Here is a 12,877-nt window from a genome sequence, read left to right on the forward strand (position 1 = left end):
CTGGGCGGTTGCGCGAGCTGCGCGCCTCCCGGCAAGGTCCGCCTGCCCTGCCCATCAAGAATGATCTTCGAACGTTCCCTGCAGCGCGAACTCGCGTACACGGCCGGCGCCGTGTTCATGGTTCTGCTCACGATCATGCTGACGACGATGATGATCCGCATCGTCGGCTTCGCCGCGTCCGGTCAGATCGACCCACGCGACGTGCTGGTGCTGATCGGACTCACCGTGATCGGCTACATGGCCGTCATGCTCATCGTCACGCTGTTCGTGTCGATCCTGTTCGTCCTCACGCGCTGGTACAAGGATTCCGAAATGGTCGTGTGGCTCTCCTCCGGGGTGAGCCTCACGCGCCTGATCAAACCGGTCGCCACCTTTGCCGCGCCGATCATCCTGCTCATCGTGTTCTTCGCGTTCATCGGCTGGCCGTGGTCGAATGCGCAAAGCAAGCTGATTCGCGCGCGCTTCCAGCAGCGCGATGAAGTGTCGCTGCTCGCGCCCGGCCAGTTCCGCGAATCGCCCACCACGCACCGCGTGTTCTTCATCGAGAGCATGAGCCCCGACCAGGGCCGCGTGGAGAACGTGTTCGTCACGAGCACGGAAAACGGCAAGGTGAGCGTCATCGTCTCGAAGACGGGCCACACCGAGACCATGAAGGGCGGCGACCGTTTCGTCGTGCTCGAAAACGGCCGCCGCTACGACGGCGAGCCCGGCCACCCGGACTTTCGCATCAGCGAATTTCAGCGTTACGGCGTGAAGATCACGAGCCAGCCGCTCGTGAACACACCCTCGGCGAGCACCACGTCCACGCCGGGCCTTCTGCGCCACCCGACCAACGACAACCTGGGCGAACTCGCCTGGCGCGCCGGCCTGCCGCTCATCGCGATCAACCTGATGCTGCTCGGCATTCCGCTCGCCTACCAGAACCCGCGCCGCAGCCGCACGATCAATCTCGTGATGGCGGTGCTGATCTACCTCACCTATTCGAACCTGCTCAACGTCGTGCAGTCGCAGATCGAGCAAGGCAAGATGCCCTTCGGCGTCGGTCTCGTCCTGCTGCACGCCGTGGTGCTCGCGCTCGTCGTGTTCATCTTCTGGATACGCGTGCGCAACCGGCCGCTCTTTACACGTGCGATGTTCCGGCGCGCCTCTCCTGGCAACTGAGAGGGAAACTGACCGATGCGCATCTACGAAAAATACTTCGCTCGCCAGGTCTACCTGACGTTCATCTTCATCCTGTTCGCCTTCTCCGGCCTGTTCTTCTTCTTCGACCTCATCAACGAGCTGAACTCGGTCGGCCACGGCAACTACAAATTCCAGTACGCGGTGCTGCGCGTGGCGCTCCAGGCGCCCTCGCGGCTCTACGAGATCATCCCCGTCGCGGCGCTCATTGCCGCGATCTACGTGTTCGCGCAAATGGCCGCGAACTCCGAATACACGATCTTTCGTGTGTCGGGTCTCGCCACCAACCAGGCGCTGCGCTCGCTGCTCAAGATCGGCGTGCCGCTCGTGCTGCTCACCTACCTGATCGGCGAAGTGGTCGGCCCTTACACCGACCAGCTCTCCGAGCGCGTGCGTCTCGAGGCGTTGGGCTCGGCCGTGTCGAGCAACTTCCAGTCGGGTGTGTGGGTGAAGGACACGCTCTCCGCACGCGCCGACGGCGAACAGGTCACGCGTTTCGTGAACGTCGGCGAACTGCTGCCCGATGCGACCATCACGAACGTGCGCATCTACGAATTCGACTCGCAGTTCCGGCTCTCGAACGTGCGCCTCGCGAAGAGCGGCACGTTCCAGCCGCCGGGCCACTGGCTGCTCAAGGACGTGACCGATACGCAACTGATCGGCGTGCCGCCGCCGCAGAACCAGCCGGTCGACGCGCTCAATCCGGTCTATCGCGCCGAGCAGACTTCGGCGCCCGAATACTCGCTGCGCTCGGAGCTCACGCCGAACATTCTCTCGGTGCTGCTCGTTTCGCCCGACCGCATGTCGATGTTCAACCTGTTCCGCTACATCCAGCATCTGACCGAGAACCATCAGGACGCGCAGCGCTACCAGATCGCGTTCTGGCGCAAGCTGCTCTACCCGTTCGCCGTGTTCGTGATGCTCGTACTCTCGCTGCCGTTCGCGTATCTGCATACGCGCGCCGGCGTGGTGGGCATGAAGGTGTTCGGCGGGATCATGCTCGGCATGAGCTTCCAGCTCGTCAACACGCTGTTCTCGCACGTGGGTACACTGAACACCTGGCCCGCGCCGCTCACGGCAGCGACACCGGGGCTCATCTATCTCGCGGTCGGGCTGATCGGGCTCAAATGGGTCGACCGGCATTGATGCCGGTAGCGTTCAGCCGATAGTTCGGCCGCTAATTCGCACAGGCTCGCAAGCATGGGCACGCACGGCATGATTCTCTTCGGCCACGGCGCGCGCGACGCGCGCTGGCAGGAGCCGTTCCAGCGGCTCGCCGCGAAGCTTTCCGCCACGCGCGGCGATGCGGGTCCGGTCGGCCTCGCCTTTCTCGAACTCATGACGCCGAGCCTGCCGGATGCGATCGCCGGCCAGGTCGCGGCAGGCTGTGACACGATCACGGTCGTGCCCGTGTTCTTTGGTCAGGGCGGCCACGTGCGCCGCGATCTGCCCGCGCTGATCGCGCAATGTCAGAGCGAGCATCCGGATGTGCGCCTGCGTTGTGCCGGCGCCGTCGGCGAGGACGATGCGGTGCTCGATGCGATCGTGCGGTACTGCATCGAAAACGACCGCGACTAGAACCGCTCACGCATAAAAAAACGGGCTCGCTTTTCAGCGAGCCCGTTTTGCTTTGCTGCCCTCTTTCGCGTGGCGCTTAAGCCGCTGCGCGACGGCCTCGATGGTCGTCCTGCGCTTCGTCCTCGCGTTGCCCCTGCCCCGAACGTTCGGCGAACGCATCGCCGATCATGAGCAGGCTCGGCTGCGCCGGGTCGAGCCAGTCCTGCGCCTCGCCCGCTGCGAGGCTCGCCAGCGTCAGCGTCAGCGTGCGCTCACGCGCCGTGCTGCAGGCTTCGACGATCGCCACCGGCGTGGCGCCCGCGCGGCCCGCCTCGATCAGCTGGCGCGCGATCTCGGGCGCGCTGTCGCGGCCCATGTAGAACACGAGCGAATCGGCGGTGACCTGCTCGCGAATCTCCTCGCTGCCCGCCGCGCGCGAATACGTGGCAAGCGCCACGCTGCGCGCCACACCGCGCAGCGTGAGCGAGCGTTGCAGCGTCGCCGCGCTCGCCAGCGCCGCCGTAATGCCCGGCACGACTTCGAACGCGATGCCGGCCGCTTCGAGCGCGCGCATTTCTTCGTCGGCGCGGCCGAACAGCATCGGATCGCCGCCCTTCAGGCGCACGACCACGGCGTGCTCGCGCGCCGCATCGACGAGTTGCTTGTTGATGAAGTGCTGCGCCGTGGAGCGCTGCCCGCAGCGCTTGCCGACCGCGATGAACTTCGCGGTCGGCGGCGCGTACTCGAGCATGGCCGGCTCGACGAGCGCGTCGTGCAGCACGACGTCGGCGCTCGCGAGCAGGCGTGCGCCGCGCACCGTGATGAGGTCCGCTGCGCCCGGTCCCGCGCCGATCAGATATACCTTGCCCATATGCTTCCAATCCATTGTTGCGGCCGCGCGCGGCCGCAATCTCGCGCAGCGCCTTACGCCGAGAACGCGCGGATCATGCCCGCGGCCACCGTGTGATGCGTCGCTTCGTCGATCAGCACGAATGCGCCGGTGCCAAGATTCGCATCATACAGGTCGCAGACGAGCGGCTTCTGCAGCGAGAGCGCCACGCGGCCGATATCGTTCATCGCGAGTTCGTGGCGGTCGGTCGCGTGCGACAGCGTATGCACGTCGAGCACCTGCTTGACCGCGCCGATCTTCGCGAACACCGTGCTCGTGGTCTGTTTGAGCAGGTACTTGCGCTGCGGCGAAAGCGGCTCGTCGTCGAACCAGCACAGGTCCGCTTCGAGCTTCTTCGCGGGTTGCGCGGCATCGGCCGCCGGCACGAAGGTGTCGCCGCGCGAAACGTCCACGTCTTCCGCGAGACGGATCGTGACGGTCTGGCCCGCGAATGCGCGATCCACCTGCGCCGTGCCGCCCGGTACCGGCGCGATGATTTCGGCCACCGTTGCGCTGCGGCCCGCCGGCAGCACCGAGATGGCGTCGCCGAGCTTCACTTCGCCCGCTTCGACACGGCCCATGTAGCCGCGGAAGTCGTCGGCGCTGGAACCGTCCTGGCGCGCGACCCACTGCACCGGGAAGCGCAGCGCTTCGCCCGTGGCCTGCGCGAGCGGCAGTTGTTCGAGCACGTCGAGGAGCGGCTCGCCCGCGTACCACGGCATACGCTCGCTCGCGGCGACGATGTTGTCGCCCTTGAGCGCCGACACCGGCACGAAACGCACGTCGGACAGGCCGAGCTGGCGCGCCAGCACGACATAGGCTTCGCGAATCAGATTGAACGTCGCTTCGCTGTAGTCGACGAGATCCATCTTGTTGATCGCGACGATCACGTGCTGCAGGCCCAGCAGCTTGACGATGGCGCTGTGGCGCTTGGTTTGCGGCAGCAGTTGCGTCACGCCGTTCTCGACCGTCACGCGCGTCGGGTCGATCAGGATGATCGCGGCGTGCGCCGTCGAAGCGCCCGTGACCATGTTGCGCGTGTACTGCTCGTGGCCCGGCGTGTCGGCGATGATGAACTTGCGCTTGGCCGTCGCGAAGTAGCGGTATGCCACGTCGATCGTGATGCCCTGCTCGCGCTCGGCCTCGAGGCCGTCGGTGAGCAGCGACAGGTCGATCTCGTCGCCCACCGTGCGCTTGTTCTTCGCACGCGACAGCGCCGAGAGCTGATCGCTCAGAACAGCCTTGCTGTCGTACAACAGGCGGCCGATCAGCGTGCTCTTGCCGTCGTCCACGCTGCCCGCCGTGATGAAGCGCAGCACGCCGAGGTCTTCAGGTTGATGCGTCGTAACCATGTCTATTCTTTCCTCTGCGTGCTCTTTAGAAATAACCTTGCTTCTTGCGCTGTTCCATCGCGGCTTCCGACGCCTGGTCGTCCATGCGCGTCGCACCGCGTTCCGTGATCTCGGTCACGGCCGTTTCGGCGATGATCTTCTCGACGTTGTCGGCATCGCTCGCCACCGGGCACGTGCAGCTGATGTCGCCCACGGTGCGAAAACGCACCTGCGCCATTTCGCTGACCTCGCCTTCCTTCATCGGCGTGAGCGGCGTGACCGGCACGAGCAGGCCGTTGCGGCGCACGATCTCGCGCTGGTGCGCATAGTAGATCGACGGCAGTTCGAGCTTCTCGCGCTCGATGTATTGCCACACGTCGAGTTCGGTCCAGTTCGAGATGGGGAACACGCGCAGGTGCTCGCCCTTGTGCAGACGCGCGTTGTACAGGCTCCAGAGTTCCGGGCGCTGCGCCTTCGGGTCCCACTGGCCGAATTCGTCGCGGAACGAGAAGATACGCTCCTTCGCGCGCGCCTTCTCTTCGTCGCGGCGCGCACCGCCGATCATCGCCGTGTAGCCATATTCTTCGATGGTTTCCAGCAGCGTGACCGCTTGCGCGGCGTTGCGCGAATCGGTTTCGCGGCGCAGGCGCACGGTGCCCTTCTTGATCGAATCTTCGACGTGACCGACCACGAGTTCCGCGCCGATTTCGGCTGCGCGGCGATCGCGGAAGTCGATCACTTCTTCGTAGTTGTGGCCCGTGTCGATGTGTACGAGCGGAAACGGCAGCGCGGTCTTGCGGTTCGCGCCGAGGCCGAACGCCTTCAATGCGAGCGCCAGCACGACGACCGAGTCCTTGCCGCCCGAGAACAGCAGCGCAGGCTTGCTGCATTCGGCGACGAGTTCACGCAGGATGTGGATCGACTCGGCTTCGAGCCAGTCGAGATGGTCCATGCGGTTCGCCGTGACCTGGAGCGGTGCGTTCACTGCTGAGTCGAGCGTGGTGCTCATGTTCGGATCCTTCCTTTGTTCGCACCCCTTTTGCTGGGCGCGCGGTACTCGGTATTCGACGTTCGCGCCGTCGTTTCGACAGCGCGACAAAATTCAATCTTAGTTCGCCTGGCCGATGGACGACACTTCGACGACCGGAATGGCCGACACGGACGTGATGTGCAAGCCACATTCCTTCGTGTCGCGCGATTCCCACCACCAGCGGCCCGCGCGGCTGTCTTCGCCGGGACGGATCGCACGGGTGCAGGGCTCGCAGCCGATGCTCGGATAGCCGCGGGCGTGCAGCGGGTTCACGGGCACGTCATTGGCGCGCAGGTAGGCCCAGACATCGGCTTCGGTCCAGTCCGCAAGCGGATTGAACTTGTCGATGTTGCGCGCTTCGTCGCGTTCTTCCTCGTGCAGCTCCGCACGCGTGACCGACTGCTCACGGCGCTGGCCCGTGACCCAGGCGGAAATGCCCGACAGCGCACGGTTCAGCGGTTCGACCTTGCGGATTTCGCAGCAGCGCTTGCGCAGATCGACGCTCTCGTAGAACGCATTCAGGCCGTGCTGGGCGACGTATTCGTCGACGGCATCCTGTTGCGGATGGAACTGCTCGATCTCGTAGCCGTAGCGCTCGCGCACCACGTCGATCATGCCGAGCGTTTCGGCGTGCAGGCGGCCCGTGTTCAGGGAGAAGACGCCGATTTTCACGCCGCGCGAAAGAATCGCGTGCGTGAGCAGCATGTCTTCGGCTGCGAGGCTGCTGGCCAGCTTCACGTCGGCGTGACGCGCCGCAATCGAATCGAGCAGCGCGTCGAGGCGCCCGATCTTCGCCTGCAGCTCAGCCGTGATTTCGTTCGCGACGGTGCTCATGCTGCCGAACCTTGTCGCGCTTGTTGGGCCAGACGGCGGCGGAACAGCGGCGACGGTTCGTCGAAGGCGCCCTGGTATTGCACCGTGAACTCGGTGAACGCCTTGAGCGCGTCGTGGATGTCCTTGTCGGCGCGCACGGCGAACGCATCGAAGCCGCAGCGCTCGTGAAAACGCAACTGGTCGCGCAGCACGTCGCCAATCGCGCGCAGTTCGCCCTCGTAGCCATAGCGCTCGCGCAGCAGACGGCCAATCGAGAAGCCGCGGCCATCGCGGAACACGGGGAAGTCCACGCCGATCAGCGCGAGCTTGTCGAAGTCGGCGGCGATATCGGCCGGTTCGCTGTCCGGCGCGAGCCACACGCCGAGTTCATCCTTGCCGCGCGAAGCGACCAGTGCATCGCGCTGCGCTTGCCAGTAAGTGAGCGGCACCAGCACCTTGCCCGCGGGCAGCGCGGCAACCTCGGGCAATGCGCCGTCTTCGGCCGCACGCACGACTTGCCAGTTGTCTTCAACGATCTCGCGTTTTTTGATGATCAATGCCATTGCTCGAATCTCGTAGTCTCGTTGCGTGCTTCAGTTGCGTCCATTAAGCGTGGGCCGGCTGGCGCGATGCGTACACGCGCTCCTTGAACGGCGCGAGGCCGATGCGGTCGTACGTATCGATGAAACGCTCGTCGTCGATGCGATGCTCGACGAACGTGTCGATCACCTTCTGCACCACGTCGGGCATCTCTTCCGCCGAGAACGACGGGCCGATCACGCGGCCAAGGCGCGCGCCGTTGGCGCCGTTGCCCTGCTCGCCGCCGAGCGTGACCTGATACCACTCCGAACCATCCTTGTCGACGCCCAGCACGCCGATGTTGCCGACGTGGTGGTGACCGCATGCGTTGATGCAGCCCGAGATGTTCAGCGACAGGTCGCCCAGGTCGTAGACGAAGTCGAGGTTGTCGAAGCGCTCCTGGATCGCCAGCGCGATGGGAATCGACTTCGCATTGGCGAGCGAGCAGAAGTCGCCGCCCGGGCACGCGATGATGTCGGTCAACAGGCCGATGTTCGCGGTCGCGAAACCTTGCGCCTTGGCCTTTTCCCACAGCGCGAACAGATCGCGCTTCTTGACGTCGGCGAGGATCAGGTTCTGCTCGTGCGAAACGCGGATCTGGCCGAACGAGTATTCGTCGGCCCAACCGGCCACGGCTTCCATCTGCACGTCGGTGGCATCGCCCGGCGCGATGTTGCGCGGCTTGAGCGAGAGCGTGACCGACGCGTAGCCCGGCACGCGGTGCGGGCGCACGTTGCGCTCGACCCAGCGCGAGAAGGCGCGATTTTCCAGCAGATGCTTCTCGTACGACGTATCCGTGTCGGCGATCTTTTCATACGCCGGCGGCACGAAATACTGCGAGACGCGATCGAGTTCTTCCTGCGTGAGCGTCGAGGGGCCGTCCTTCAGGTGCTGCCACTCTTCTTCGACCTGCTCGGCGAACTTCGCCGGCGAGAGCGCCTTCACGAGGATCTTGATGCGCGCCTTGTACATGTTGTCGCGGCGGCCATAGCGGTTGTACACGCGCAGCACGGCTTCGCAGTAGGTCAGCAGGTGCTGCCACGGCAGGTCGCGCTTGATGATGCTGCCGACGATCGGCGTGCGGCCAAGACCGCCGCCCGCCAGGATGCTCGCGACGATTTCGCCCTGCTCGTTACGGTCGAGGTAGACGCCCAGATCGTGGATCTGCACGGCGGCGCGGTCTTCCTTCGAGCCCGACACGGCGATCTTGAACTTGCGCGGCAGCCACGCGAATTCGGGGTGGAACGTCGACCATTGGCGCAGGATTTCGGCCCACGGGCGCGGATCGACGATCTCGTCGGGGGCGACGCCCGCGAACTGGTCGGCGGTGATGTTGCGGATGCAATTGCCCGACGTCTGGATGCCGTGCATCTGCACCGACGCCAGCTTGCGCAGGATTTCCGGCGTTTCTTCGAGCTTGATCCAGTTGTACTGGATGTTCGAACGCGTCGAGAAGTGGCCGTAGCCGCGGTCGTGCTCGCGCGCGATCGTGCCGAGCATGCGGAGCTGGTCGCTGCGCAGATTGCCGTACGGAATCGCGATGCGGTGCATGTAGGCGTGGCGCTGATAGTACAGGCCGTTTTGCAGGCGCAGCGGACGGAACTCTTCTTCGCTCAATTCGCCCGACAGACGGCGGCGGACCTGGTCGCTGTATTGCGCGACGCGTTCGTCGACGATGGTCTGGTCGTACTGATCGTATTGGTACATTCGGGGACCCCAGGGTTGGTTCAATCGCGGCGTTCCGGTTACGCCGCGCTCCGACTTCTCGACTTCGCTCTTTCCACTCTGTCCTGCCTCTGGCGAGGCGGCCGCGCCTTCGATCGCGCCGGTCATTTGCTAATGACCAAAACAGATATCCATATTGGAAAAGTTGGAGGAATGGTAATAAACTCGCCTTATATTTCAAACGACTCAAAAATCAGGTCGATATGCAAACAGGTTATAAGGATTATCTATGAACCTGCACCAGTTCCGCTTCGTCCGCGAGGCCGTACGCCAGAACTTCAACCTCACGGAAGCGGCCAAGGCACTGTATACAAGCCAGCCGGGCGTCTCGAAGGCGATCATCGAGCTGGAGGACGAGCTTGGGGTCGAAATCTTTACGCGCCACGGCAAGCGCGTGCGCTCGCTCACGGAGCCGGGCCGGATCATCCTCGCCTCGGTGGAGCGCATTCTGCAGGAAGTGGAGAGCCTCAAGCGCGTGGGCAAGGACTACGCGGCGCAGGACCAGGGCAACCTCACCATCGCCGCCACCCACACGCAGGCGCGCTACTCGCTGCCTGCCGCCATCGCCGAATTCAAGCGGCGCTTTCCGAAGGTGCACCTGTCGATCCTGCAAGGCAGCCCGACCCAGGTCGCGGAAATGGTGCTCCATGACCAGGCGGATCTGTGCATCGCGACCGAGGCCATCTCCGGCTACAAGGAACTGGTGTCGCTGCCCTGCTTCACGTGGCATCACGTGGCGGTGATGCTGCCAGACCACCCGCTGCTCGAGCGCAAGCCGCTTTCGCTCGACGATCTGGCCCAATATCCGCTGATCACCTACGACAATGCGTTCGCCGGGCGTACCAAGATCAACGACGCGTTCCGCCTGCGTGCGCTCTCGCCCGACATCGTGCTGGAAGCCATCGACGCCGACGTGATCAAGACCTACGTGGAACTGGGCCTTGGCGTCGGGATCATGGCCGACATCGCCTTCAACGCCGAACGCGACCGACATCTGCGCGCGGTGCCCGTGGGACACCTGTTCGGGAGCAACGTCACGCGCGTCGCGCTCAAGCAGGGCGCTTACCTGCGCAGCTATGTGTATACGCTCGTCGAACTGCTGTCGCCGAGCCTGAATCGCAAGCTCATCGAGCAGGCGCTCAAGGGCGAGCACGAGACTTACGAGCTGTAGCGTCGGGCGGCCGCGACCTCGGCCGCGCAGGAAGAAAAATCAGACAAAATCCGCATTACAACAACATCACTTCTCGCCTGGAGACTCAACGGATGAAGCTGTACCCGCTTTTGCGCCCGCTCGCCGCGGCTTGCGCCCTTGCCGCCGCCACGTTCGCTCCGGCTGCCCACGCCGACATCAAGGTCGGCATCGACCTCTCGAGCACGGGACCCGCTGCCGCCATCGGCATCACGAGCAAGAACGCCATGCTGATGTGGCCCGACACGATCGCGGGCCAGAAGGCCGACTACATCGTGCTCGACGACGGCTCGGACCCAGGCGCGGCCGTACGCAACATCCACAAGCTCATCAACGAAGATCACGTGGACGTGATTGTCGGGCCGAATATCACGCCGGCGGCGCTCGCGGCGCTCGACCCGGTGGCGGAAAGCAAGACGCCGATGATCACGCTGGTCGGCTCGGGCTCGGTGGTCGAGCCGCAGCAGGGCGCGCGCGTGTGGGCCTTCAAGATGGCGCAGACCGATGCCGCCATGGCCGACGTCATGACGCGCTACATGGCCGCGCATGGCGTGAAAAGCGTGGGCTTCATCGGTTTCGCGGACAGCTACGGCGACAGCTGGCTCAACGAATTCACGAAGTACGCGAAGGAACGCAACATCCAGATCGTGGCGACCGAGCGCTACAACCGTACCGACGCCAGCGTGACCGGCCAGATTCTCAAGCTGATGGCGGCCAGGCCGGACGCCATGCTGATCGCGGGCGCAGGCACGCCGACCGTGCTGCCGCAACGCACGTTGATCGAGCGCGGCTACAAGGGGCCGATCTACCAGACGCACGGCATCGCCACGCCTGAATTCATCAAGCTGGGCGGCAAGGACGTGGAAGGCACCCTGTTCCCGACCCAGCCCGTCGTGGTGGCGCGCACACTGCCGGCCGACCAGCCGGCGCAAAAGGCAGCGCTCGCCTTCGTCGACGCCTACGAGGCAAAGTACGGCCCGGGCACGGTCACGCAATTCGCAGGCGACGCGGCAGGCGTGTACCCGCGCCTGCAAGACGCGGTCGCGCGCGCCCTCAAGACCGCTCAGCCGGGCACCGAAGCGTTCCGTGTGGCGTTGCGCGGCGAGCTGGAGCACGCGCACGAAGTGGTCGTGCCCAACGGCATGGTGAACACGAGCCCGACGGACCACGTGGGCCTCGACCAGCGCGCGAGCGTGATGGGCACGGTCCGCGGGGGCAAGTTCGTGTATCTCGGGCAATAAGCCGAAGCGCTATGGCCGCGAGAGACGGCAAACCGCGACGCGAATGCGCGGCCGCCTGTCGCCGCTCATCCGAACCGTTCAAGGCAGCAGGCAAACGCGCTGATGGCGAAGAACCGTCAAGCCATCATCTCTCAGGATTCGCCTTGTATGCGCGGCGCGCTGTCTATCGAAACTTGTCGGCAACGCCAGGCAAGCCCTGTCCGGCGATTCAATCAACGAGCGGTTTACGCGGGCGATCCTGTGCGAAAATGCGGTCGTACGCCTGTTGTGCTAACATGACGTACATCTGAAGGAGAAATTCTCATGAGCACGACTACCCGTTCCGCCCGCCTGGGTTTGCGAGCCACGCCGCAGCAGGAGGCAGTACTGCGCCGCGCAGCCGAGATCGCGCACAAATCAATGACCGATTTCATTCTCGACAGTGCCTGCCAGGTTGCCGAACGAACCCTGCTCGACCAGCGTTTATTCCTCGTGACTGAAAGCCAATCGCAAGCGCTGCTCGACATGCTTGATCGGCCGGCTCAGGACAACGCGGGCTTGAAGGAGTTGTTCTCTCGAACGGCGCCTTGGGAAAACTGATGCCGCTGTCTCCGCCGCAAGCACTAGCCGCAAGCCATGTATTGGAAGACTTCGATTGTGGCAAGCCGGGCCTGAATGACTGGCTCCTGCGCCACGCACGCCAGGCTCAGGCGAGCGGTTCGGCCAAGACCTTCGTCGTCGCCGACGGTCAACGTCTCGCAGGGTTCTACAGCCTGGCTGTAGGGCAAATTGACACCCTGGAGGCGCCTGACCGGGTACGCAAAGGGATGGGAGCATATCCCGTTCCCGTTGTAATCCTGGCTCGGCTTGCGGTAACGATGCAGGACCATGGGCGTGGAATCGGGATCGGCATGCTACAAGACGCAATCCGGCGTACCGTTGCCATCTCCGAACAAGCCGGGGTTCGCGCGCTGCTGACACACCCGATCGATGCGGATGCAGAGCGCTTCTATCTGCGTTTCGGATTTGAAGCTTCGCCGGCGCAAGAAAAGCAATTGCTTCTGTTGCTCAAAGATGCTCGGCAATTGCTCATGCCCGCAGTATCAGGCAAACAGAAGTCGAGATAACCTCGCCATTAACTACTAACGTCTCGCTACAGCCCGCGTAACACGACTGCCCAGGCGCAAGCCTTGCCGGACAAACCTTCCGAACCAAACTCAACGCAGTCGCTCGGCACACCGAAAGGATTCTGTCGTCGGCACCGCCGAAACAGCGTAGCTGAGCGCTGCGGTAAGCGACGCTGCGTGGCTGTCTTTCGCTCGTCGGCAAGTCGTCCATCGGGCGACTCTGCAACCCGTAGCTGCT

Annotated in this window: 13 protein-coding genes; 7 read left to right on the plus strand and 6 right to left on the minus strand. The window is 64.2% G+C overall.

Annotation, left to right across the window (positions count from 1 at the left end; all coding sequences use genetic code 11):
• The first annotated feature begins 60 nt into the window (after nt 1–60).
• From lptF to AB4Y36_RS20655, 3 genes are read left to right on the plus strand one after another with little or no spacing between them, the layout of a single operon-like run.
• Complete coding sequence (gene lptF, locus AB4Y36_RS20645; protein ID WP_069265460.1) at nt 61–1,161, plus strand: LPS export ABC transporter permease LptF; 1,101 nt, start codon at nt 61–63, stop codon at nt 1,159–1,161.
• A gap of 15 nt (nt 1,162–1,176) precedes the next feature.
• The gene (lptG, locus tag AB4Y36_RS20650; RefSeq protein WP_069265461.1) at nt 1,177–2,325 is read left to right on the plus strand and encodes an LPS export ABC transporter permease LptG; all 1,149 of its coding nucleotides are present in this window, start codon (nt 1,177–1,179) and stop codon (nt 2,323–2,325) included.
• A gap of 54 nt (nt 2,326–2,379) precedes the next feature.
• Complete coding sequence (locus tag AB4Y36_RS20655; RefSeq protein ID WP_342947861.1) at nt 2,380–2,757, plus strand: CbiX/SirB N-terminal domain-containing protein; 378 nt, start codon at nt 2,380–2,382, stop codon at nt 2,755–2,757.
• 76 nt (nt 2,758–2,833) lie between these two features.
• Here the strand turns inward: AB4Y36_RS20655 and cobA are convergent, their stop codons facing one another.
• The 6 genes from cobA to AB4Y36_RS20685 form a co-directional block, all read right to left on the minus strand.
• A complete protein-coding gene (cobA, locus tag AB4Y36_RS20660; RefSeq protein WP_368683951.1) occupies nt 2,834–3,607 on the minus strand; it encodes a uroporphyrinogen-III C-methyltransferase in 774 nt (257 codons plus the stop codon).
• A 53-nt stretch (nt 3,608–3,660) separates the two neighbouring features.
• Nucleotides 3,661–4,977, minus strand: a complete 1,317-nt coding sequence (locus AB4Y36_RS20665) for a sulfate adenylyltransferase subunit 1 (protein WP_368683952.1) — start codon at nt 4,975–4,977, stop codon at nt 3,661–3,663.
• A 25-nt stretch (nt 4,978–5,002) separates the two neighbouring features.
• Nucleotides 5,003–5,965: a sulfate adenylyltransferase subunit CysD gene (gene cysD, locus AB4Y36_RS20670; RefSeq protein ID WP_133181812.1), complete on the minus strand. Its 963-nt coding sequence runs from the start codon at nt 5,963–5,965 to the stop codon at nt 5,003–5,005.
• A gap of 99 nt (nt 5,966–6,064) precedes the next feature.
• Complete coding sequence (locus AB4Y36_RS20675; protein ID WP_368603825.1) at nt 6,065–6,820, minus strand: phosphoadenylyl-sulfate reductase; 756 nt, start codon at nt 6,818–6,820, stop codon at nt 6,065–6,067.
• On the minus strand, nt 6,817–7,362 hold the full coding sequence (locus AB4Y36_RS20680) for a DUF934 domain-containing protein (protein WP_368683953.1): 546 nt from the start codon (nt 7,360–7,362) through the stop codon (nt 6,817–6,819). Before AB4Y36_RS20680 ends, AB4Y36_RS20675 begins: the two co-directional genes overlap by 4 nt.
• 43 nt (nt 7,363–7,405) lie before the next feature.
• Entirely contained in the window at nt 7,406–9,085 is a 1,680-nt protein-coding gene (locus tag AB4Y36_RS20685; RefSeq protein WP_368616939.1) for a nitrite/sulfite reductase, read from the minus strand.
• 247 nt (nt 9,086–9,332) lie between these two features.
• On the opposite strand from AB4Y36_RS20685, the gene AB4Y36_RS20690 reads away from it, so the two are divergent.
• From AB4Y36_RS20690 to AB4Y36_RS20705, 4 genes are all read left to right on the plus strand, one after another.
• Nucleotides 9,333–10,274 carry a CysB family HTH-type transcriptional regulator gene (locus AB4Y36_RS20690; RefSeq protein ID WP_028210583.1) on the plus strand — a complete coding sequence of 314 codons (942 nt, stop codon included), beginning with the start codon at nt 9,333–9,335 and terminating at the stop codon, nt 10,272–10,274.
• Nucleotides 10,275–10,366: 92 nt separating this feature from the next.
• A complete protein-coding gene (locus AB4Y36_RS20695; protein ID WP_368603828.1) occupies nt 10,367–11,533 on the plus strand; it encodes an ABC transporter substrate-binding protein in 1,167 nt (388 codons plus the stop codon).
• Between the two features lie 303 nt (nt 11,534–11,836).
• On the plus strand, nt 11,837–12,112 hold the full coding sequence (locus AB4Y36_RS20700; RefSeq protein ID WP_069265470.1) for a DUF1778 domain-containing protein: 276 nt from the start codon (nt 11,837–11,839) through the stop codon (nt 12,110–12,112).
• The gene (locus AB4Y36_RS20705) at nt 12,100–12,639 is read left to right on the plus strand and encodes a GNAT family N-acetyltransferase (protein WP_256094755.1); all 540 of its coding nucleotides are present in this window, start codon (nt 12,100–12,102) and stop codon (nt 12,637–12,639) included. Before AB4Y36_RS20700 ends, AB4Y36_RS20705 begins: the two co-directional genes overlap by 13 nt.
• The last annotated feature ends 238 nt before the right edge of the window (nt 12,640–12,877 follow it).

It is taken from the genome of Paraburkholderia sp. BR10936 (genome assembly GCF_040965735.1).
In the GTDB taxonomy this organism is placed as follows: domain Bacteria; phylum Pseudomonadota; class Gammaproteobacteria; order Burkholderiales; family Burkholderiaceae; genus Paraburkholderia; species Paraburkholderia nodosa_A.